Annotated in this window: 19 protein-coding genes; 6 read left to right on the top strand and 13 right to left on the bottom strand. The window is 41.5% G+C overall.

What is annotated here, in order from left to right; genetic code table 11:
• Positions 1-54 precede the first annotated feature (54 nt).
• Positions 55-936, top strand: a complete 882-nt coding sequence (gene lipA / locus ABJF57_RS04745; protein WP_462230698.1) for a lipoyl synthase — start codon at positions 55-57, stop codon at positions 934-936.
• Here the strand turns inward: lipA and ABJF57_RS04750 are convergent.
• The 7 genes from ABJF57_RS04750 to rimO all read right to left on the bottom strand — a co-directional run bounded on the left by ABJF57_RS04750 (position 933) and on the right by rimO (position 11,122).
• Positions 933-3,926 carry an ATP-binding cassette domain-containing protein gene (locus ABJF57_RS04750; protein WP_462230696.1) on the bottom strand — a complete coding sequence of 998 codons (2,994 nt, stop codon included), beginning with the start codon at positions 3,924-3,926 and terminating at the stop codon, positions 933-935. The two genes, lipA and ABJF57_RS04750, sit on opposite strands and share 4 nt — an antisense overlap.
• 119 nt (positions 3,927-4,045) lie before the next feature.
• Positions 4,046-4,939, bottom strand: a complete 894-nt coding sequence (locus ABJF57_RS04755; RefSeq protein WP_462230692.1) for a hypothetical protein — start codon at positions 4,937-4,939, stop codon at positions 4,046-4,048.
• Positions 4,940-4,972: 33 nt separating this feature from the next.
• Positions 4,973-5,848, bottom strand: a complete 876-nt coding sequence (locus tag ABJF57_RS04760) for a bestrophin family protein (protein ID WP_462230690.1) — start codon at positions 5,846-5,848, stop codon at positions 4,973-4,975.
• Between the two features lie 39 nt (positions 5,849-5,887).
• A complete protein-coding gene (locus ABJF57_RS04765) occupies positions 5,888-7,036 on the bottom strand; it encodes a glycoside hydrolase family 3 protein (protein ID WP_462230688.1) in 1,149 nt (382 codons plus the stop codon).
• A 2-nt stretch (positions 7,037-7,038) separates the two neighbouring features.
• Positions 7,039-8,124 carry an alanine racemase gene (locus ABJF57_RS04770; RefSeq protein ID WP_462230686.1) on the bottom strand — a complete coding sequence of 362 codons (1,086 nt, stop codon included), beginning with the start codon at positions 8,122-8,124 and terminating at the stop codon, positions 7,039-7,041.
• Between the two features lie 111 nt (positions 8,125-8,235).
• The gene (bshC, locus tag ABJF57_RS04775) at positions 8,236-9,789 is read right to left on the bottom strand and encodes a bacillithiol biosynthesis cysteine-adding enzyme BshC (protein ID WP_462230684.1); all 1,554 of its coding nucleotides are present in this window, start codon (positions 9,787-9,789) and stop codon (positions 8,236-8,238) included.
• Positions 9,790-9,805: 16 nt separating this feature from the next.
• Positions 9,806-11,122, bottom strand: a complete 1,317-nt coding sequence (rimO, locus tag ABJF57_RS04780) for a 30S ribosomal protein S12 methylthiotransferase RimO (RefSeq protein WP_462230682.1) — start codon at positions 11,120-11,122, stop codon at positions 9,806-9,808.
• 202 nt (positions 11,123-11,324) lie between these two features.
• Between rimO and ABJF57_RS04785 the strand changes: the two genes are divergently transcribed.
• Positions 11,325-11,765, top strand: a complete 441-nt coding sequence (locus tag ABJF57_RS04785) for a hypothetical protein (RefSeq protein WP_462230680.1) — start codon at positions 11,325-11,327, stop codon at positions 11,763-11,765.
• Positions 11,746-12,408: a DUF6048 family protein gene (locus tag ABJF57_RS04790; protein WP_462230678.1), complete on the top strand. Its 663-nt coding sequence runs from the start codon at positions 11,746-11,748 to the stop codon at positions 12,406-12,408. The genes ABJF57_RS04785 and ABJF57_RS04790 overlap by 20 nt, the downstream gene beginning before the upstream one ends.
• Here the strand turns inward: ABJF57_RS04790 and ABJF57_RS04795 are convergent, their stop codons facing one another.
• From ABJF57_RS04795 to recF, 4 genes are read right to left on the bottom strand one after another with little or no spacing between them, the layout of a single operon-like run.
• A complete protein-coding gene (locus ABJF57_RS04795) occupies positions 12,409-14,937 on the bottom strand; it encodes an IPT/TIG domain-containing protein (protein WP_462230676.1) in 2,529 nt (842 codons plus the stop codon).
• Positions 14,934-16,082 carry a porin family protein gene (locus ABJF57_RS04800; protein WP_462230674.1) on the bottom strand — a complete coding sequence of 383 codons (1,149 nt, stop codon included), beginning with the start codon at positions 16,080-16,082 and terminating at the stop codon, positions 14,934-14,936. The genes ABJF57_RS04795 and ABJF57_RS04800 overlap by 4 nt, the downstream gene beginning before the upstream one ends.
• A gap of 20 nt (positions 16,083-16,102) precedes the next feature.
• A complete protein-coding gene (locus ABJF57_RS04805; protein WP_462230672.1) occupies positions 16,103-16,393 on the bottom strand; it encodes a DciA family protein in 291 nt (96 codons plus the stop codon).
• Positions 16,394-16,400: 7 nt separating this feature from the next.
• Positions 16,401-17,462, bottom strand: coding sequence for a DNA replication/repair protein RecF (gene recF, locus ABJF57_RS04810; protein WP_462230670.1), 1,062 nt, complete (start codon positions 17,460-17,462; stop codon positions 16,401-16,403).
• Between the two features lie 58 nt (positions 17,463-17,520).
• Here recF and pdhA point away from each other — a divergent pair, with 58 nt between their 5' ends.
• The 3 genes from pdhA to ribH all read left to right on the top strand — a co-directional run bounded on the left by pdhA (position 17,521) and on the right by ribH (position 19,923).
• Positions 17,521-18,537, top strand: a complete 1,017-nt coding sequence (gene pdhA, locus ABJF57_RS04815; protein ID WP_462230668.1) for a pyruvate dehydrogenase (acetyl-transferring) E1 component subunit alpha — start codon at positions 17,521-17,523, stop codon at positions 18,535-18,537.
• Positions 18,538-18,663: 126 nt separating this feature from the next.
• Positions 18,664-19,359, top strand: coding sequence for a tetratricopeptide repeat protein (locus ABJF57_RS04820; RefSeq protein ID WP_462230666.1), 696 nt, complete (start codon positions 18,664-18,666; stop codon positions 19,357-19,359).
• Positions 19,360-19,440: 81 nt separating this feature from the next.
• Complete coding sequence (gene ribH, locus ABJF57_RS04825) at positions 19,441-19,923, top strand: 6,7-dimethyl-8-ribityllumazine synthase (protein ID WP_462230664.1); 483 nt, start codon at positions 19,441-19,443, stop codon at positions 19,921-19,923.
• Here the strand turns inward: ribH and ABJF57_RS04830 are convergent.
• Complete coding sequence (locus tag ABJF57_RS04830) at positions 19,920-20,453, bottom strand: hypothetical protein (RefSeq protein WP_462230662.1); 534 nt, start codon at positions 20,451-20,453, stop codon at positions 19,920-19,922. The genes ribH and ABJF57_RS04830 overlap by 4 nt on opposite strands.
• Before the next feature lie 3 nt (positions 20,454-20,456).
• Positions 20,457-21,965, bottom strand: coding sequence for a 2,3-bisphosphoglycerate-independent phosphoglycerate mutase (gpmI, locus tag ABJF57_RS04835; RefSeq protein WP_462230660.1), 1,509 nt, complete (start codon positions 21,963-21,965; stop codon positions 20,457-20,459).
• Positions 21,966-22,010: the final 45 nt, after the last annotated feature.

A 22,010-nucleotide genomic window follows, 5' to 3' on the forward strand; every position in this document is an offset into this window, starting at 1 on the left:
CGGGAATCTACTATTCCTGAATTAGATTTGCATTTTATATCTGAATTGTAGCGTATGATCGATTTACCTGTTGTAGATAAGCCGGAGAGAAAGAAGAAGCCGAACTGGCTAAGAGTAAAACTTCCCGTGGGGGAGAATTATGCCAAAGTCAGAAAACTGGTGGATCAACACAAGCTCCACACAATTTGCGAGAGCGGCAATTGCCCAAATATGGGAGAATGCTGGGGAGAAGGAACAGCGACATTTATGATTTTGGGAAACGTCTGTACCAGAAGCTGCACTTTTTGTGCTGTTGCCACTGGAAGACCTCCTGAGTATGATGAAGAGGAACCGAAGCGTGTAGCAGAGGCCATCAAACTTATGGGAGTAAAGCATGCGGTGCTTACTTCAGTAAACAGAGATGAGCTTAAAGACAGAGGAGCGGAGATTTGGTATCAGACCGTAGTAGAGACGAAAAAATTATCTCCGGAGACGACCATAGAAACACTAATCCCTGATGTGAAAGGAAATTGGGATGCATTATATCGAATGATCGATGGAGGACAAGAGGTGGTTTCGCATAACATGGAAACTGTCGAGAGTCTCTATCGAAGAGTACGCCCACAGGCAAAATATAACAGAAGCCTTGAGCAGATTAAGCTTACCAACGAGGCTGGGAAGCGAACAAAATCAGGGATAATGCTAGGTCTCGGTGAGACGGATGAAGAAGTGTACAAGGCGATGGATGACCTGGTAGCGTATGGTCTGCATATTCTTACTTTGGGTCAATACCTGCAACCCACAAAAAGACATATTGAAGTTGCTGAGTTTGTGCACCCTGACAAGTTTGATCACTTTCGCGAGGAGGGGTTAAGGCGAGGACTTAAGTATGTTGAGTCAGGACCGTTGGTAAGATCATCTTACCATGCAGAACGCCACGTTAACGTGCCGATTTAGAAGCGTCCACTTCCAATTATTTTTCTTAGCCAGTCGTAATAAACTGCCACAAACAACAATATGGTCATCAGCCAGATCACTATGAGGTTGAAGATGAAAGTGTCAATGTACATTCCCGCAAAATGCTTTTCCGGATAGTAGAAGTTTGTTCGAAAATCCAACGCCCCTTCAGGAAACTCATTTTTAGCATATATCGGATAAATCTTTTGAACTAGCTCATTATTAGAAACAACCACCCTTCGTTTGGCCTGAATGTTCTTCAGCATAAGGCTAACACGTTCATTTTCAAACGAATTTCTTCGGCTTATGTATTGCTGTTCCAATGCCGGGGTTTTGGTTCGCTCAGCTATAAGAGCGTCTAATTCATCTTTTGCTTTTTTCCTTCGGGTGTTATAGACAGAACGGATGGCTTCTAAGAAGGCAGCAGTTTCCCGGTAAACTTGCTCAGTTAACCCCGTCTCGGTGAGTTGATCAGTGACCAAAAGTTTATCCTCACCAAATATGCTCAACTGTTTTCTGATCTCATTTTGCAAGAGACTCAAGTTATTTGCTCTCCCACTGAATTCTTTGTTTTCGTAACAGTAATCCAAATTTTCCTGTAGGTGCTTGGTGTAGTAAACAGACTTATAGGTGTTAATGGCTATTTCGCGATCCAATGAATAATAATCCTTGTTGAAAGGGTTGTCTCTAAATTGACTCACAGCAAGTGCCTCGTATGCCCAGCGAGAGGTCATCATTTCGCCGATAAATGGTACTTTCTTGCTATTGGAAAAGGATGAATTGAGTTTGTCAAAGTCGACAACTACACCACTTAGAATAAGCTGAGGAATAATTAAAAGTGGAATTAAGATATATACCGTGATTACCGAATTGAATCCTGCAGAAATGTTTAAGCCAAGGATATTGGCAAAGCATGAAACTGAAAACAGAATAATCCAATACGATATGTTCATCCCTTGAATCCCTAAAATCCAGGAACCAACCCATACAAATAGCAAGGTCTGAACAGCAGATAGACAAAACAAGATAAGCGTTTTGGATGACAGATAGCTAAGCTTGCTTAAGTGGAGAAAAGCCTCCCTTTTAAGTATTTTTCTGTCTTTGATGATTTCCTCTGCACTAACGGTAAGCCCCATAAACAGTGCTACGATTATGCTCATGAAAAAGAACACAGGGATGTTCTCATTTTTATAAAACGTATACGTTGCATCCGTTGGTGAGTACTTTGTGATTAGCGCTAAAAGAAGTGCAAGGGCAGGTGCTTCCAGTAAGTTTATAAGCACGTATTGTCGATTGCTGATTTTTGCCAGAACATCTCGTTGCAGAAAGATTCTGGCTTGCTTCAATTTGTTTGGAAGATCCAGTGACTTCTCAGGCTTTGTCTTATCTTCTTCAATAGACTCAACCTCAATGTTATTCGTAAACTGCTCGTGCCACTGCACAGGAGAATACTTTCTTTTATTTGTGAATCGTCCGTACTCATCCACCACCTTCATTTCGATGATATTGAATATCTGCTCCGGGTTTACGTTTCCACATTCAATACATGCACTCTGATCTCTGTCGATCATCTCTACCATGTTTTTGAAATAGGTCACGGCTTTAACAGGATTGCCATAGTATATCTGATGACCTCCGGTATCGAGAATCAGGAGCTTATCAAACATTTTGAAAATCTCTGAAGATGGCTGGTGTATAACTACAAACACCATTTTCCCTCTAAGGGACAGCTCCTTGAGCAAGTCCATGATATTTTCAGAGTCTCTGGAAGAGAGCCCACTCGTTGGCTCATCAACAAAAAGAACGGAAGGCTCCCGTAACAACTCAAGGCCAATGTTTAACCTTTTTCGTTGACCACCGCTTATGGTTTTCTGAAGAGGATTTCCAACTTTCAAATCTTTCGCTTCGGTAAGACCGAGTGATTCGAGTGTGCGATTCACAAGATCATTTAAAACCGTTTTTTCAGTTTTGTCAAAGCATAATTTAGCGGCATAAAATAGGTTTTGGTATACCGTTAAATCTTCAATGAGCAAATCATCCTGGGGGACATTTCCAATGATGCCTTCCACTTCTTTGGAGCTTTTATAGATATCAATACCATTGATTCTAACCGAACCTTGACTAGGCTTTGCTGTGCCATTCAGTACATTGAAGAGTGTAGATTTCCCAGCTCCACTTCCTCCCATAATGGCAACCAATCTTCCTGTAGATTCTGCAACATTGATGTCTACAAGACCAACATTCCCATTGTCGAATTTGTAAGTGATATTTTCGGCCACAAAGGAGACATTGCTTTCTGTCACATCATCCCTCAATATCCCAACCACATCACTGTAGTAGAGACGCTCGGTCTTTTTTCCTTTAATGGAACTGCCGGTTGAAAAAACTTTGATCTTGTTGGGAGAAATCATCAGTCCGTTTAGGCTGACAATATCACCACCGTAGTACTTAAAAAAACAGGTGTCAATTTTTGGCAATTTGAAGAAGGCTAAATGACCTTTAAGCTGCTCATGAAAAATTTGTCGAGGACGATCTGCTTCTTCTGCACCTGATACGACAACAGAATAAAGGTCGGAATATTCGTTTGGATCTTTATTAACAACGAAGTGCTTTATTGAATCTACAATTTCATCTTCAAATTTGAAGTTTTTCCCTATTCGATAGAGGAGCTCTGACTCTCGCTCTGTGATTTTTTCATCCGCAATAATCAATTCCATGAGCCGAACCATTACCACCAGCTTTTGTGGTTGGGTAAGTTCGTGGTTGATGTTGGTAGTGATCTCATCGATCTGGCTGTGATCATCTTTGCCGGTATCAACCTCTTTTAAGTACTCATCAAGAATTTTTAGGTAATGCTTGGTGTCATCCCTGCTTACATTCTCATATAGAAACTCCCGAACGCTTTCTTTTTCACTTTCATCAACTTCTCCCTCCTCTTTTGCGACAATAACAAGGAGGCGTATGATAGCTTTCAGCAATTCTTCACTCATGGAGTTAGTGGTTAGGGTTGATTAGGAATGCTAAAGTTAGAACATTAGCACGATCCCTGTAAATTAAAAAAGCCGTCACTGCTTAGCAATGACGGCTTGTCGTATTTTTAATAAGCTAATTATTCAACAATTGAGCTTCTGATTCTGGATACTTCTGCTGATAAATTATCCAGGGTACTTGGCAGCAAAACAAACCCACCAGTGTTTTCTGCAATTTGTGTTTCAACTTCAGCAAGTTCTCCATCATAAATAGCTTTTACTTTTTCAAGCTCTGCAATCATGCTGTTTACCTCTGGAGTCTCAGGCACATCACTCATTACCTGCATTAGGTCATTGAGCGAAACTTTTTGGTCGATCACGATTTTTACCAAAGGCTCAAGGATCAACGTTCTTGATTCCTCAGGGAGATCGTCTGGGTATGTATTTACAATTGTGGAAGAAATGTAAACTCCTTCGATCCAGCTGCCAGCAAGAAGAAGAGCGGCACTGTTTAGCTCTTCCAACTCACTCAGTCTTTCACCAGATTTTTGCATCACTTCATTGATGATGCTAGCGAGTGAATCTTTGTTTTCCATATTCGCCTCGAAACGAGAAATCATGCCATAATCGATGGCGCCTGATACACCAACCGGAGCGGCAAGTTTCTGGCACTCACCCATATAGTCAAGTGCTAGTTCAGACTTCTCATAAGAAGTTAAGTATCCGATATCAGTAGCGTACACACCCAGATTGAGCGCTGCCTTAGATTCGTCAGTTTGATAGGATTCCATTTTATCAAGCGCATTGATAATGGTTGGATCAAACTCTGCACCAGCATTCATCAAAAGGTAGGGAACCTCAGAAGGAGGAGGTAAATCCTTTAGCACTTTAGACACGTCTGCTGCTACTTGTTCTTTTGCCGCATCGAATTCAGAGGAAGCATCTGAGGATTTTTCCTGACCACCGCCGCAAGAAGATACAAGCACGGCTGCTGATAATGCAAGTGAGGCTAGTTTAAGTTGATTCAATTTCATAATTCGAAGTTTAAAGCTTATTAGGTTGTCAAGTTAGTTATTGTTGAAAATTTCTATGATGTTCTTTTTGATTTTCACGCAAAGTTCATCGAGCGGAAGGTCATTAATATCTCTGCCGAAAGGATCTTCTATTTCTTCTGAAATAAGTTCTACGCTCATCAAAAAATAAAAGGCTACGACTACCAGAATAACTGACCAGTATCCAAACTCCCCAATGAAGGTCATCGGTAAAGTGATGCAGTAAATAAAAAGGAATTTCTTGATGAACATGCTGTAGGAGTATGGGATAGGCGTAGATTTGATACGCTCACATGCTCCTATGATATCGGTAAACCCTTTGATCTCTTTGTCAATAATGAAAAGCTTGTCTGCGGTGAGCAAGCCCCGCTTGTTTAAGTCCATCACACGCTCCATCATTATTTTATTAATGATATTGGGTCGGTGGTTGCTATTGATGATTCTTTTCTTTGATGCTTCATCAAAGAAATCCATTTCTCCCACCAAAATGCTGCTTCTCAGGTGATGCTTCATGGCAAAGGTGACATTCGGAATCATCTTTTTGAAGAAGAGTCTATCCTCCTTAGCATCTTCAGGAAGGAATGCACAAATTTTGATGGCTAATTGTCGGCAGTCGTTTACCAGCTGCCCCCATAGCTTTCTACCTTCCCACCATCTATCATATGCGGTGTTGGTTCTTAATACGAGGAACAAGCCTAGAATTACCCCTAAAATGGAGTGAAAGGCTTTGGTATCTACTATGACTATCTGGAGGACATCTATGAATAAAAAACACAGGACAGACGTAAGAACTCCGGCAAATAAAATTAAAGGGAATAGCGCCCGAATAACGTATCTGCTGTAAACATCAAAGATCAGCGAAAACCAAGATTTTGGATTGTATTGGATCATGAAAGGGTGAAGATAGTAAAATCAGGTTTTATTGAGGGCCTAGTTATACGCTCTAAGTTTATTTTTTAATGATCGGTAATAATCTTCATCACAAAGACCTGTCTCTGCTTTTAGCTTCATTATCCTCACATATGATTGATGGATACGCTCCCTCGAAATGATCCCTTCAAAGAGTAAGTCTTTGATTATGGCATGAACGGTGGTCGCGGATACTCTTTGGTGATCGAAGACATTATTGGCAAACATGAGTATATCAACCCCTGCTTCTATCGAAAGTCTGATTGCTTCTCGCAATCCGTACTCATTGTTAATGGCACCCATTTGCATATCATCCGAGATAATCACGCCATCGAAATTGAGGAAATCACGAAGCATTCCTGTTACTATTCGCCTGGAGAGCGTGGCTGGGATTTTATTGCCATCCAAAGTTTTATTTACGATGTGGGCAGTCATCACTGCTTTAACGGCACCACTATCTATCAGCGCTTTATACGGATACACTTCCTCCAACTGCCAGGTTTCTGTCACATCAGCAAGTCCTAAATGAGTATCGCTTTGGCTACTACCATGTCCCGGGAAGTGCTTCAACACTGGAACAACACCATTTTGATTGTGCTGACTTATTACTTCAAACGCCTGCTGTATTACTTCTTTGTAGTCTTCGGAATAGCTACGCTCCAACTTTCCGATCACCGGGTTTCTCGTATTGATGTTTACATCGACCACAGGTGCGTAATTCATATTGATACCGAAGCTACTTAGAATGGCTGCTGTCTGGTTTGCGTAGTATCGGGTAGAATCTAGATTGTCCAGATCTCCCAGGTACTGTGCAGAAACATTTTTGGGGAAGCCATACCTGGTTTTCATCCTGGAAACCCGACCGCCCTCTTCATCAATACTTACAAAGAGCGGTATTTGAGCATTTTTCTGAAGCGTTTCGACTAATAGCGCCAGCTCGGGTTTGGGGCTTTCGAAAAGAATGTTTTTCTCGTATAGAACCACGCCACCTACTTTTCCATTTTTTATCTCCCCGAAAATTGGCTCAGTGGAATCTACCAGGTTAAAATCACCGATTCCTATCATGATCATTTGTCCGATCATAATGTCAATGGTGTCTTTTGGCGGATCTGTTTTCGAATATCCGGTGAAGGCGAGTACAATAAGAAGCAGTGAAAGTGTTTTTTGCATTGTCAGTTTTTAGTCATTTTCTCAATTGACTCTCCCGTTGTGGAGAGGTAGTGGCCCTGCAAATCGACCGTAAGGCACGAATGTACAGGAATCACGCCAATGATGTCTCCTACTTTTACATGAGTGATTTCTTCGTCGGGTAATTTTATGATTCCATGCTCCTGAGAAAGACGGACTACATTCCCCAGAATCTTTGTGTTCCATCCTCCCTTTTCGAGTGCCACCATTTTACCAAAGCAGCGAAGGTCTTTTCCAAGCAGGTCTTTTTCTACGATCATGTCTTTGGAGAGGTGAACGCCCCCGCCGTAAATCACTACTTCATTACGTTCGGGATGAATGGCAACTACTGGGCATGCCATGCAGACGGCAATTTCCTCCACGTTGCATGAACCAATGTTGTGTTGCATCCAATCGTAGAACAGAAAATTTCCAGGTCTCAATTCATCACAAAAGGAAAAGTCTTCCATGAGGCTGCAGGATGGTGTATCTCCATAAGAGATGATTCCTCCAAATTTTTCATGGAGGTGTGTTAGTGTTTTTTTGGCGCCATCGAAAATCCACTGGATACTGTCCAAATCCCTGCATCCATAGGAGTGCCCTGCGTGTGCTAAAAATCCCCTGAACTGTAGTTTTTCAGTAGCATTAGCAATCAGGAATTGGATGAGGGACTCGTCCCGGGGATCAACGCCTGTTCGGTGCGTCCCCACGTCTACCTTTATGAAAAAACCGACGTTCTTGGTTAGGTTGGTAGTGGCATGCTCAAGACTTTCTTTGGATTCGATTAAGATGTTGAGATTGGTTTGATCACCAATTTTTGATATTTCTTCTGCCTCAAGGGGGTTGTAGGGAAAGGCAATTGTGATGTCTGACCAGTTATTTTCTGCAAAATATTTTGCCATGGAGACAGAGCTCACCGTGCATTTTTCTACTCCTTTTTCCCGATACCAGTTTCCGATTTCCGCTGAAACATGCGTTTTGAAATGAGGCCTCAAACCAGCATTTGAGTTCGCAGCTTTTGCCTGCATCTTATCAATGTTGCGAAGACATTTTTCTTTGTCTATGAGTAGTGTTGGGGTTCTTATTTCCATAGCCTGATCTAAAAATATGTCTCTAAAGTAACGATCAAATCACGGAAATAAGAACACCGCTTTTATTTAATCTTCATGGATAAACTCTTCCAAAGAAAACACGAGAGGAACCTATTCGAACAGCAGGTACATCCGGTAGTCAAATGCGTCAAAAGTTTGAAGCAAAACGCGAATGAATTCGGGATCTTTCAAATAGAAATTGAGGAAGCTGTCTTTGCGTTCTTGCAAGCTTCCCCCTGGAAAAAGCATTTCTTTGACAGCCTCTATTTGTTGCTTTTTGTCGGTATGCTCGCGCTTTTCTGCTCGAACTAGTTTCTTTTCCGCATTTTCAATGCGCTTAGCAAATGTGGTGTGCAAGGCCTCAATGTGTTGAGATAAGGTTGGATCCACTTTTTCGGCCTTCGCCTTCAGCTTACTTTCAAGTTCCTTCAAGCCTTTTAGTTCTTCGGCGTAGGACAGCTCATGAGCTGAATGGGCTTTGACCCACTTGCTATAAGCTGCTTCAGCATCCGGAAAGACATCTTTGATTGGCAATCCGGTTTTCCCCCATTTAGCAGAGGCGGTCGAAGGAACAACCAGCGCAAAGTTTCTCGGCATCAGCAAGGGGAAAGAGGTGTTGAAGTGATCAAAGACCGTTTGTAGTTGAAGCCAATAGACCGCTTCTGAGGGACCTCCAATGTATGCGAGATTGGGAAGGACAGTTTCTTGATACAGGGGACGAAGAATGACATTGGGGCTGAAAACCTCCGGCTGTTCTTTTATCAGTGTACGGATTTCTTCATCATTGAACTGGATATCTGTATCCACAACGGCAAAGCCACTATCTGTTTTTTCAATGCGTTCCCTCACGCCTTTTTTTAGATAGAAGAAATTAATTTCACGGGCATGAACCTGAGTTTTGTATCCTAGCGATTCTAATGAGGCGGAAGTCTTTGCGACTAAATTTTCAGCCGAATGATTAAATAAATCATCTTCAATAACTTCAGAAAAGAGCGATTTCAAATCCCGGCGATCTGCATCAACCACCACTAGCCCTTCGTTTCCAAAGAGGTAATTGACATACGTTCTTCCGGCGTCTGCAAGCGTTTCTTTGGAGTATGCTTCTTTAAAAAATTCAGCACCCTTCGGAAGATTATCCGCAATGTCTTTTAATCCAGAGGGATCGAAATGACCTACGGCACCCGTCTGATCAGTTTCCCACTGATGTTTTTTTCCTTCAAAAAAGAAGTGATTGATTTCATCATAGTCATGGTCTTCGCTCGCCATCCAGTAGACGGGCACAAAATTGTAATCGGGATAGCTCTGCTTGAGCGTTTTGCAAGCATTGATTACGGTTACGATCTTGTAAATAAAATAGAGCGGACCAGTGAAAATATTTAGCTGATGACCCGTAGTGATGGTGAATGTCTTGGAATCGTCGAGGGAGTCTATATTGGTAGCAACCGCGGAATGAATCTCCAACCCCTCATACTGTTCTTTCAAGGACGCTACAAGAACGGCTCTTTTCGAATCTTTGAAATCCCTTTTTTCAATAACTTCCTTGAAATTGGCTACCGAAGGAAATGCATTATAATAAGAGCGTAGCTCCTTTTTTTGGTCGATGTAGTCTATGAAAAACTGCGAAAAACAGTCAGTCTCATCTAAAGGTAGGGTTTCAGGTCGCACGCTTTAGTAAAGTGGATTAAGGCTGAATTGGTTCACCGTACAGATCAAATGCTGTAGCGTCGGTAATTTTTACCTGGGCAAAATCGCCAATTCGCAAGTATGAGTGGTCAGCGGGAATAATTACCTCATTGTCTACTTCTGGGGAGTCATGCTCAGTCCTTCCAACAAATGTTCCGCTCTCCATTCGATCAATCAGCACTTTATATTCTTTGCCAATTTTTGCTTCATTTATGCTCATGGAAATTTCTTCCTGCAAATCCATTACGGCATTTGCGCGTTCTTGTTTTGTCTCATCCGGTACATCATCCTCAAAATTGTATGAGTGGGTATTTTCTTCATGTGAGTAGGTAAAGATGCCGAGGCGCTCAAACCTATTTTTCTCTACAAAGTCCAGCATTTCCTCAAAGTCTTCTTGTGTTTCACCCGGATGTCCTGCAATCAAGGTCGTTCTGATGGCGATATCCGGCACTTTTGAACGCATTTTATCGAGCAGTGCTTCAGTCTTCTCTCTGGTAGTGCCCCGGCGCATCATTTTGAGCATATTGGTGGAAGCGTGCTGCAATGGGATATCCAGGTAGTTACAAATGTTGGATCGATTGGCCATCACTTCTAGCACGTCTTCCGGAAAGCCTGTTGGGAATGCATAGTGAAGACGGATCCAGTCAAGCCCGTCGACATCAGCTAGGCGATCCATCAACTCTGCAAGATTTCTCTTCTTGTAAAGGTCCAATCCATAGTAGGTGGAATCCTGCGCGATCAATAAGATTTCCTTGGTTCCTTGACTGATCAGCGATTGGGCTTCTGCGACTACTTGTTCCATCGGCTTGGAAACGTGCTTTCCTCGCATCAGCGGAATGGCGCAAAAGCTGCATGGGCGATCACAGCCTTCAGCAATTTTCAAATACGCGTAGTGCTTGTTAGTGGTAATGATACGTTCGCCTAAGAGCTCTTTTTTATAATCAGCTTTGAATTTTTTGAGAAGTGCAGGCAAATCTCCTGTTCCAAACCAGGCATCAACATCAGGAATTTCATCTTTCAGCTCGTCCTTGTAGCGCTGAGAAAGACAGCCGGAAACGTAGACTTTCTCAACCAGACCTTCTTGTTTGGCATCTACATATCGCAAAATAGTGTCAATGGATTCTTGTTTTGCGTTGTCTATGAATCCGCATGTATTCACCACTACCACATTTGCGTCGTCTTTGGTGGATTCATGCGTGGCATCAATATTGTTTCCCCTCAACTGTGTCAGCATCACTTCCGAGTCCACCAAATTTTTGGAGCACCCGAGTGTGACGATATTGACTTTTGTTTTCTTTAAACCCTTCGTTTTCATGATATTAATAAAGCGTTATGATCTTTTTTTGTTCAATCCCGCTTGCTGGGGGCAAAGCTAATGGAAATATGAGGGTTGCATTAATCCTTGAGAAGGGTTTTGACATGAACAGAGGGATTACTTACTCACATACATTCAATCTTTTGATGCTTTTCGATGCAAACAAAGTGAGTAAAACCTTTAAAGCTTAATTTTGCCGCCTGTGAGAAAATTTGGAATCATACTTTTTGCACTTGCGATCCTTTCGTGTCAGGAAATTGAGAATTGTGGAACAGACAATAATCAGGATTTCATGATTGTTCGGTTCTATGACTTGGAGAGTGAGGCATCAAAAAAGATCGGCTTCACGATTACAGCAGAGAACTCGCCCTATTCTTTTACTCCGTTTACAGATTCTACTGGTGTGGGACTTCCGCTCAATCCCGATGACCCCACCACTACTTTTTTCTTCGATTCGGACACCTCTCACTTTGAAGTAGAGATCAGCTATACGGAAAAGCAGGTTTCCATATTTGATCCTGCGTGTGATCCTTCGTACATATTCGTGGGGCTTGATACAGTAAGGCAAACATTTGATTCTACCGTGGTGGTAGGAACCGTTACCAATAGACTCATTGATACCAATGTGGAAATCTACTTTTAGCATATTAACATTGGTTTTGGGGATGGCTGCTTTTGGACAACCAGCAGCTCCCAAGCAGCAAAAGGAACCCGTGGACTTTCGTCCATATGAGGTAAAAATCGGAGTAAATGCCATTCGAAGCATCCGTACTTTCGCTGGCTCGGATGACTTAACCACCCATGAGTTTCAGACTGCTTTAGCAATTCATAAATATAATTTGGTGGTTGACTTTGGTGTGGAAGAACACAAAAGGGGGGAGTCTTTTGCCTACCAAAACAAGGGCAGTTATTACCGAGTGGGATTTGATCGTAACTTTTCTAAAGATCGGTCTAGTGGCAATGTGCTATCTCTGGGGTTGAGGTATGCCAGAGCAAGTTTTGATGATCAGTTATTGTATACCGCGGATCAAGGCTTTGGACAGCAAGATTATCTCTTAGAAAATAATTCCCTTTCGGCTCGCTGGATGGAGGTAACTTTTAATCTAAGAGGGAAAATAGTTTCTAACCTATACATGGGGTTTACCATGCGCTGGCAGTTTCTTCATCAGATCAATGGTGAAGGTGAGCTAAAAACGTTTGACATCCCGGGCTTTGGAAAAACCAACCGGCAAAACTCCACCGCTTTTGATTATTATTTTATGTGGAGGATTCCGTTTAGGGAGTGATTATTTGGTGGGGTCGTACTTGTAAAATATATCAGAGGAAGTGTTTCCATCAAGGTAAAGGATGCCATTCATTTGAAACGGTATAAAAATTATCTGATCGCTTGGAATCGCAACTTCCGTGATGGTTAAGTCGATCGCATTAAGCTTGAAAAGCTGACTAACAAACTGATTTGATGACTGAAACGGAAATGACACCTTTGTGAAATAGATGTCACTGCCTACGGTCTGAATGGCTTCAATGTACCTCAACTCCGGGTCTGAATATAATAATGACCATGAATCTGACGCCACATCATAGGTCTGAAAAGCTCGACCGCCTCCCGATGGAACGTAACATGCCAAAGGGCTCCCATTTAAATCTGCTGTGTAAAATGAAAAACTAAAGAAGCTTTCAGGGATAGTGCTTCGTGTGTTCCATGAATCTGAACCGGTGTCATATTCATAAAAACCTTCCCTGGAAATAAGATAGGATCTTCCTTGTGAATGAAAACCCTTTATTTGATTGCCGCTTAGAGGACTGTCTCCTAGTTGAGTCCAGACATCAGTATTTGGATCATAAACCCAGAAATCATTTTGCTTAATGCCTGGACATATTAGGTTTGGATTTGTGCTACAACCGTCATTCGCGTTGAAACCCATTCCATAGTATATCTGACCATCTTTGATGAAACCAGTGCCTCGATGCCTTTTTCCATCTGTTCCCCTTATTCCAGGGAAGCGGGTCAATCGCATCCAGGTTTCGCTGTTGAAATCGAATTGATAAAGAGAAGCATTATCCAAAATAACGTAGCCCAGGTTGTCTAACATGAAGACCTCTTCAACCGCACCAAAATTTAGATTAGCACTTGCAGTAAATGGCCCAATAAAATCTAAAGTTAATTGCTGGCTAAAGTCTGATCCAATTGAGTTGTTTAAATTAATCGAGGCCTCAATTAACTCCGTTACAAGTTCATTTTCTAATACTCCTTTGTTAAGCTTAACCACAGCTTCTGATGAAGTGGATGAACTTATTTCTAATTCAACCCCATTATAAGTTATTGTATTTTTTTTAGTTATTGGATGAAAGTATTGACCGTTGATAGTAATTGAACTTTCAGGACTTGAAACATTTGTTGGAGTAATTGAATGGATTACTGGATCATTCAATGTAAAAAATGAAGTTGTCAGAGTGACACCATTAACTTCTATTTCAAAAGGAAAGCTTTTAGACGCTATGTTTTCCGGAATACTAAAGGTTAGTTCATGCTTCGAACTTGATAATACTATAACATTTACTCCGTCAATTACAACGAAATTCTCATCAGTAACTTCCGAGAAGTTATTCCCAGTAATTGTTATCACATCTCCCCAGGTTCCATTTAATGATGAAATCGACGTTAACTCAGGGCCTAAATAATAGAAATCAGATATACTTGTCTCAATTCCATTTATTATAACTTTGGTAACGATTGGATTATTCACACCTTCAGGCAAGGAGGTTGCAATCGACTCCTTTGAAAATTCATTAATGATTGCTTTTTGATTATTGAAATACACGTCAACAATTTCTTCGATGTAGCCAAAATTCTCACCAATAATTTCGATCTCATCTTCGTAGAACCCTTCGTCTGGTGTGATTTGGGTCAGGATGGGGTAGAGTGTCGTTAGCTCTTCACTGGTGCTTGTTTGGCCTACCGAGTTTGTGATGGAAATGGTGAAATTTTTGTTGGTTACTGGTAATGCAATTTTAATTCTAGTTGAATCGGTTTCTAACGCTTCAACGTCCTGCCCATTTATTTTAATGGAATTGAGCGCCTCGCGGTATCCAAAATGATGACCAAAAATCTCAATCGTATCACCATAGACGACATCCGTCTTTGATAAACCTGTGATTTGAGGAGCGATGAAATTAAACGAGTCCGAAGCTTCTGTGATATTACCTGCGACCGAGACACTAAAAGATGGACTAGACGAGTCAATATTCTCCGGAACAACGACGCGTAATAATGTATCGGAAGATGTTACAACGTGTCCCGGGAATTCATTAAACCGCGTACGATTGTTAGCCTTATCAAAGCTAAAGTTTTGACCTCTTACCGTAATGGTATCTAGATAGTAGATATTCAGGGGCGAAATGTTTTCAATAACTGGAGCAGCACTTCCAAGGCTTACAAATTCAGTAGATGTGCCGTATACAATGTAATCATTAGTAGTAACAAATGGCCGAACATTATAAGTAACACCCTCCTCCAATGCGGACTTTGCATCTAATGAGAAACCGGAATCTTTTAGGTTTTCATTTACTACAACCTTATCTGAACTTTCAATGACAGGGTTTTTAAAGCGAGACCAGGTAAATCCATAACTCGTGATTTCAAAATCTCCGCGAAAAGTGAATTCTGCGCTGAACGTAGCGCCAGCTTCCGTAATGTTAGAAACAGCTAACGTCTTAAGTCTCGGGTACTCTCTGCTACTTACTTCGTTTTCCTCGCAGTTTGACAATGCGAAGAATAGGAAGATCAATGTACTGATTTGCTTTACCTGTTTCATTTGCGAAATGCTTGAAGGTAACTAATTAAAACTCCGAAGGTCAATTGACTGTTTTCTGCTGACAGTCTATTTGAATTGCTCACTTCGGTATTGGAATAGTATCTAACAAAAACATCTCCCTTGAGAGATTGAAATTCTTTTGAAATACCCACTCCAAACCATGTACCAATGGTTTTATCTTTTACTTTGAAAGCTTCAGTTTCTGGTTCTGTCGTTACCACATTTCCATCTACAACTTCTGTTTGCACGATGGTATTGGATTTCAACTTCCTATAGTTGATGCCAATCTGAAAATATGGGTGAAGTCCGGAAACTTCGACTGGAGCGTATTTAACTGAGAAGGGCAGAGACAAGCTTTTCAAATCAATGTACGTATCATAAAAGTTGGTTTCATTTAGGTTTTCGACTACCACCAAATCAAAATAGGAGCTATTGGAAAATTGAATTTCCTGCTGAAAAGAAAGGCCTTCAACGGCTTTAGGCATTGAGACATTTATGCTTAGACCATAAAATGGATCCGCTGATTGATAATTTTGACTCAAGTATTCGAAACTGGAATTTTCTGAAAACTTTAGAGATGACTGAGAAATACCGGTAGTTATTCCATATTCCAGCTGAAGGTTAGCCTTTTTTTTAGCGAAGAGTGTATACTCTTCCTTTTTGCAATCATTAAAACTGATGACAAGTTCTTGAAGAGCAGGCTCCTTCATCTTAAGGCTTTTATCAACCTCAGATGACTCAAGGCATGACTCAAACACGTTTCGTGCACTTTCTACACCTTCTTTTCTCAGGTTATAAAGCTCATCAGCGTAGTGCAGATAAAAAGAGTTTTTGTATTTCCAAAGACTCAAAGAACCTTTGATGAGTACTTTGGCGAAAATACTATCCTCCTGTACCGAGTTATACAGATTGCCTCCGAGATATCCATATCCTTTGAGTTCTTGCGGAAAATATTCTCTGATTCTTCCATTCTTAGATTTTACCACGCAGGAGAAATGAGTTTTATCCTCAGTTCGATACGCCAAATCAGCAAAAACGACTTTGGAATCATTGGTGATGATATAGCCTTCAGTATAATTATCTTTTTGGGAGTAGGCTGTGAAACACGTAAGAATGGTTAGCAAGCCAACCAACAATCTTTTCATGCTACAAACATAGCGATCAACTACAAAAACCGAACATCGTCCACTTCTCCTTTACCAATCTCCTTTTCTATCAGATGTATAATCTGCGCTTTAGAATTTTGCATTTCGTTTTTTAGAGGTGCTGATGAAAGCTTTACGAAAAGTGTTTTCTTATTGAAAAAGACCTTGGTTGTTCTGGACGCAATGGTTTTGCCCATGATTTGCTCCCAATCTGCAATGACCTGCTTCTGCTTGAAGGTATGCTCCAGGTTCTCTTCTTTGAGGAACCCTTGAAAGGCATTGCGAAAACTTTTGATTGGATCTTCTTTCATCTTGAGGTTAAAGGTCTATAAAGTTTACGGCTTTCTCCTTCTTGAATAGCTCTTTACTTCGATCTTTCCGTGCATCGGTAATGAATATCTGCTGAAAACGATCACTGTCTAAGATCAATGACACCAGCAGTTGAATTCTGGAATCATCCAGCTTATCAAAAATATCGTCTAGTAGGAGCAATGGTTTTTTGCCAGTCTGTTCTTTTAGAAAATCATAAAGTGCTAGCTTCAATGCGATAATGAATGTTTTTTGCTGACCTTGTGAACCAAACTTCTTGATGAGCTCTCCATCAAGCACAAACTCAAAGTCATCTCTGTGGCTGCCGAGCAACGTGCGTTGCATTATTTGATCTTTCTGTACATTGGATTTGAATCGGGCTTCAAAAGAATCGTCCACATGCGTCTTGAAGTTTAAATCAGGAACCTCTCCACCTTCATGTAAATCGGAATAGTTCTTTTCCAAAAAGGGGAGAAAAACTTCCTTCATTTCCTTCCTTCTTTTGGAGATGGCAATGGCCAGTGGAATCAACTGCTCATCATAGGTTTCCAATAGCTGCGTATTGAGCTTTGTTCCATCAGCTTGTTTTAATAAACTGTTACGCTGTTTCAAAAGCTTGTTATACTTCAACAAGGCCTGAAGATATTCAGGGTCAAACTGGGACAAAGCGCCATCAAAAAACTTTCTACGTTCCTCACTCCCTTCCCTGATCATGGAAGTGTCGTCTGGCAATACTACGACGAGTGGCACTTTGCCGATGACGTCACTTATCTTGTCAGGTTCCTGCCCATCGATTTTCAGCGTTTTTACTTTTCCCTTTTCAAATTGAATCGCGATGGTCAAGTCCTGATACGTACCATGAAGGGTGAATGCGCGCTGGTCATGCGTTATCGTAAACCTGTCTTGCGACCCTAAAGCGCTTTTTGTAAAAGATAAATAATAGATCGCGTCAAGCAGATTAGTCTTACCTATTCCATTTTTTCCAAGCACGCAATTGACCCGATCCTCGAATTCAAAATGAGATTCTGAGTGGTTCTTGAAGTTTGTGAGCCGAAGACTTTTCAGGATCATGGTTTTTTGCTGTAATTTCGCTATCCGTTTTACAAAGTAAATCAAACAATTGGGTCCTATGGCGGCTAAAAAGACAACAAAAAAATCTAACGAGTTTTCAAAAGACCAGTACTTGGAGTGGTTTCGCTCCATGCAGCTGATGAGAAGGTTTGAAGAGAAAGCAGGTCAATTGTATGGCCAGCAGAAAATTCGAGGGTTTTGTCACTTATATATTGGTCAGGAAGCATGTGCCGCTGGTGCTGTTTCAGCATTAGATAAAGATGACAAGTGGATCACAGCTTATCGAGATCATGGACATCCATTGGCTTTGGGCACCGATCCAGGGAAAGTGATGGCAGAGCTTTTTGGAAAAGCGACAGGCGTTTCCAAGGGAAAAGGCGGCTCGATGCATATGTTTGATAAAGAAGTGAACTTCATGGGAGGTCACGGAATTGTGGGAGGTCAAATTCCGCTGGGTGCAGGAATCGGTTTTGCTGAGCAATACAAAGGCACTAAAAGCTTGTGTATTTGCTACATGGGAGATGGCGCGGTTCGTCAGGGTGCATTGCATGAGGCGTTCAACATGGCGATGACCATGAAGATGCCCGTGATTTTCGTTGTAGAAAACAATGGCTATGCCATGGGAACATCAGTGGAGCGAACTTCGAATGTTACGGAACTACATACGCTGGCAGAAGCCTACGATATGCCTTCAGCTCCTGTAGATGCCATGAAAGTGGAGGATGTTCATACTGCGGTAGCCGAGGCGGCAGACAGAGCAAGAAAGGGCAATGGACCGACATTTCTTGAGTTTAGAACCTACAGATACAAGGGGCATTCCATGTCTGATCCAGCAAAGTATAGAACCAAGGAAGAGCTGGAAGAGTACAAGTTGCAAGATCCAATCGAGCAGGTGAAGCAGACCATTCTTAAAAAGAAATGGGCTACAGAAGACGAGTTGAAAGAAATAGACAAAGGGATCAAAGATCGAGTTTTAGAGGCGGTTCAGTTTGCAGAAGACTCGCCATGGCCAGAGGCTTCAGAAGCTTATACGGACAATTATGTTGAAAGTGATTATCCGTTTGTCAACACATAATTAACTGATAACCTTACACATCTGGACAAAAAATATATCTTTGCGTCCGCAAACGCCAAACGGCGTAGAATTAATTGAAATAATCCGGCATTCTACCCTTAAAAAGAATGCCCAACATTCAAAGAAATGGCAAAAGGAAAAAACAAAGATGAAGGTGTAGAGATTCTGGAGGATCCGAATGCAATCGTTGAAAAAGCCAATGAGTTTTTTAGCAGTAAGAGAAACAAAGTAATGGTCTTTGGTATTGGAGGAATCCTTGCTTTGGCAATTGTTGGGTTTGCTGCTTACAATTACTACATAACGAACCAGAACCGTACGGCGCAAGAAGAGCTTTTTCAAGCTCAATTTTACTTTGATGCTGATAGCTTAGGCCTGGCGTTAAATGGAGATGGAAATAGCTACGGCTTTTTAGAGATCATGGATGAATTTCCAGGAACTAAGGCAGCTAATCTTTCCAGTTTCTACGCAGGTGCTTCTTATCTAAAGCTAGGTGATTTCGAAGGAGCGATAAGAAACCTGAAGAAATTCAGTAGTGATGATTACTTGCTTCAAGGCAGGGCATATTCTTTGATCGGAGATGCTTACATGGAGATGGATGATTTTACGAACGCAATTGATTTTTACAATCAAGCTGCGGACTATAAAGAGAACGAGTCGTTCACACCAATTTATTTGAAGAAGCTGGCAATAGCTCAGGAGCAGAACGCAAATCTTACTGGGGCTGTAGCGACATATGATAAAATTGTGAAAGAATATCCTGCTTCACCGCAAATTCACGATGCTAAAAAGCAGAAAGCAAGATTGGAAGCGCTGGCACAATAAAAAAATTAAATAATTAGGTATGATGTCATCCCATTTAGGGGTGACATTTTTTATTTGTAGAAACTTCATTCTATTTGTTTTATGGCATCATCAGAAAAAAACCTTAGCGACGTAAGCATCAACCAATCCCAGGACCTCAGTAGAAACAAATTTGGTATCGTGGTTGCCGAATGGAATGAGCAAGTAACAGAATCACTTTACTCGGGAGCTTATCAAACATTGACTAATGCCGGAGCTAGTCGTGATAATATTGAGCGAATGAATGTACCGGGTACGTTTGAGCTAAGCCTCGGGGGGCAATGGATGGCAGAGCGATCGGATATTGATGCGGTCATTTGTTTGGGGTGTGTTATCCAAGGTGAAACACGTCACTTCGACTTCATTTGTGAGGCGGTGGCAAATGGTATTACTAACGTAAGCTTGAAGTATAACAAGCCTGTAATCTTTGGTGTCCTTACAACGGACAATATGAAGCAAGCATTGGATCGGGCCGGAGGTAAGCATGGCAACAAAGGAGATGAGGCTGCGGCTACCGCGATAAAAATGTTGGAGGTAAAGTTCTAATTTACCGTAAGGGCAATCCTGAACTTTACCGTGTCCTTAAACATCATTTTCTGATAACCAGCGATGTGTAGTGAGTTTAGCACACCGTTTTCGAAGGCGAGTGCAATTTCACGATGATGGATGTACAGGTCTTTGTCTTCATGGAAAGTGGCATTGATTTGGAGAAAGTAGCTGGCGTCCTTTGAGAAGGTAGTTTTTTTCAATGCACCTTTTTCACCTTCTTTTAAGACGAGTGTTTGATTGAGCTGATCCTCTACTTTCTCAAAGGCACCTGCATACTCTGGTCGGTTTGGATTGATTTCTTTAAGAAAAGAAAGCTCTTTCATCCAGCTGGTAGAATCCATACTTAAGACCTGAATTTCACTTTTACCATCCAGCCACACTTCTTTTCGGATCTTTGTGTTTGCTAATAGCTCTACCTGATCTATCATCAATTCCTCGTAATCGGGATAATCGGAAATACTTACCGATTCAGGTTTCAGTTTCTGGCAGCTACTTGCCACTATCAGGATTATGAATATTTTTTTCACGAATTAACTATTAACTAAAATTTCTCCAGTCATTTCCGAAGGGATATCTACACCCATTAGTTTCAGAATAGTGGGGGCAAGATCTCCAAGCTTTCCACTTTCAAGCACTCCATTGAAGTCTTTATCAACCACAATAAAAGGCACAAGGTTCGTTGTGTGGGCAGTGTTTGGAGTGCCATCCGGATTGATCATCATATCGGAATTGCCATGATCTGCGATAATGATGGATAGGTAGTCGTTCTCAAGAGCAGTAGTTACTACCGCTTCAGTGCATTGATCTACTGTTTCGCATGCTTTCACTGCCGCTTCAAAAACCCCTGTGTGACCGACCATATCCGGGTTTGCAAAGTTGAGACAAATGAAGTCAGTCAATTTTTCTTTTAACTCGGGAATTATTTGATCTCTGATATCTTTTGCGCTCATTTCAGGCTGCAAGTCATACGTGGCTACTTTTGGCGATGGGCATAGAATTCGCTTCTCACCTTCAAAAGGCTCTTCTCTTCCTCCGGAGAAAAAGAACGTGACGTGAGGGTATTTTTCTGTTTCTGCAATGCGAATCTGTTTTTTTTGATTTTTTTCAAGCACTTCTCCAAGCGTCATTTCCAGATTGTCCTTGTCATACATCACATGTACTCCGGCAAACGAGTCGTCATACTTGGTCATGGTAACGTAGTGGAGATTCAGTTTTTTCATCTCCTGCTCAGCAAAGTCTTGCTGCGTCAGCGCTTGGGTGATTTGTCGACCCCTATCCGTTCTGAAATTGAAACAGAGAACCACATCTCCCTCTTGAATTTTAGCATCGGCACATACAATGGGTTTGATGAACTCATCAGTCACACCTTCCACGTATGACTCTTCCACTGCTCTTAAGGGGTTTTGCACCTTTTTGCCTGCACCGTGTACCATGGCATCATATGCCAGTTTTACTCGTTCCCACCGATTATCTCTGTCCATGGCATAGTACCTTCCAGTAATGGTGGCAAGTGTCCCGGTGGCATTTGCCATGTGATGTTGCAAGTCTCTCAGGTAATCCACGCCTCCTTTCGGATCTGTGTCTCTTCCGTCTGTAAAAGCATGCACAAATACATCTTGAAAATCTTCCTCAGAAAAAGTGGTAAGCAATCCTTTGATATGGTCGATGTGCGAGTGAACCCCTCCATCAGAAACAAGACCGATTAAGTGAATGGGTTTATGATTTTCTCGAGCATAGCCTATGGCTTTTTTCAAGGTTTCGTTTTTAGCAATTGAGCCGTCATTCACCGCATTGCTGATTTTTACCAAGTCTTGATACACCACCCTGCCGGCGCCAATATTCATGTGGCCAACTTCTGAGTTACCCATTTGACCATCCGGTAAACCAACGGCCAATCCTGATGCTTCCAATGTGCTATGAGGGTATTTTTCAAATAGACTGTCTACAAAGGGGGTTTTTGCTTTGTCTATTGCCGATACGTTTTTGTCTTTGGCAATGCCCCAACCATCAAGTATCAGAAGAATGACTTTCTTGTTCATGTAGCAAATATAGAGGGGTCTATTTTTTGAATGTACTTCCCTGAT

The sequence above is a fragment of the Ekhidna sp. genome, assembly GCF_039940915.1.
Classification (GTDB): Bacteria; Bacteroidota; Bacteroidia; order Cytophagales; family Cyclobacteriaceae; genus Ekhidna.

Excerpts from the sequence above, each read along its gene's own strand:
- ABJF57_RS04765 (WP_462230688.1), bottom strand. The coding sequence starts at position 7,036 with ATGCAAAAAACACTTTCACTGCTTCTTATTGTACTCGCCTTCACCGGA.
- ABJF57_RS04760 (WP_462230690.1), bottom strand. The coding sequence starts at position 5,848 with ATGATCCAATACAATCCAAAATCTTGGTTTTCGCTGATCTTTGATGTT.
- ABJF57_RS04770 (WP_462230686.1), bottom strand. The coding sequence starts at position 8,124 with ATGGAAATAAGAACCCCAACACTACTCATAGACAAAGAAAAATGTCTT.
- ABJF57_RS04755 (WP_462230692.1), bottom strand. The coding sequence starts at position 4,939 with ATGAAATTGAATCAACTTAAACTAGCCTCACTTGCATTATCAGCAGCC.
- recF (WP_462230670.1), bottom strand. The coding sequence starts at position 17,462 with ATGATCCTGAAAAGTCTTCGGCTCACAAACTTCAAGAACCACTCAGAA.
- ribH (WP_462230664.1), top strand. The coding sequence starts at position 19,441 with ATGGCATCATCAGAAAAAAACCTTAGCGACGTAAGCATCAACCAATCC.
- ABJF57_RS04800 (WP_462230674.1), bottom strand. The coding sequence starts at position 16,082 with ATGAAAAGATTGTTGGTTGGCTTGCTAACCATTCTTACGTGTTTCACA.
- ABJF57_RS04790 (WP_462230678.1), top strand. The coding sequence starts at position 11,746 with ATGTGGAAATCTACTTTTAGCATATTAACATTGGTTTTGGGGATGGCT.
- ABJF57_RS04795 (WP_462230676.1), bottom strand. The coding sequence starts at position 14,937 with ATGAAACAGGTAAAGCAAATCAGTACATTGATCTTCCTATTCTTCGCA.
- ABJF57_RS04805 (WP_462230672.1), bottom strand. The coding sequence starts at position 16,393 with ATGAAAGAAGATCCAATCAAAAGTTTTCGCAATGCCTTTCAAGGGTTC.
- pdhA (WP_462230668.1), top strand. The coding sequence starts at position 17,521 with ATGGCGGCTAAAAAGACAACAAAAAAATCTAACGAGTTTTCAAAAGAC.
- ABJF57_RS04820 (WP_462230666.1), top strand. The coding sequence starts at position 18,664 with ATGGCAAAAGGAAAAAACAAAGATGAAGGTGTAGAGATTCTGGAGGAT.
- ABJF57_RS04750 (WP_462230696.1), bottom strand. The coding sequence starts at position 3,926 with ATGAGTGAAGAATTGCTGAAAGCTATCATACGCCTCCTTGTTATTGTC.
- lipA (WP_462230698.1), top strand. The coding sequence starts at position 55 with ATGATCGATTTACCTGTTGTAGATAAGCCGGAGAGAAAGAAGAAGCCG.
- rimO (WP_462230682.1), bottom strand. The coding sequence starts at position 11,122 with ATGAAAACGAAGGGTTTAAAGAAAACAAAAGTCAATATCGTCACACTC.
- gpmI (WP_462230660.1), bottom strand. The coding sequence starts at position 21,965 with ATGAACAAGAAAGTCATTCTTCTGATACTTGATGGTTGGGGCATTGCC.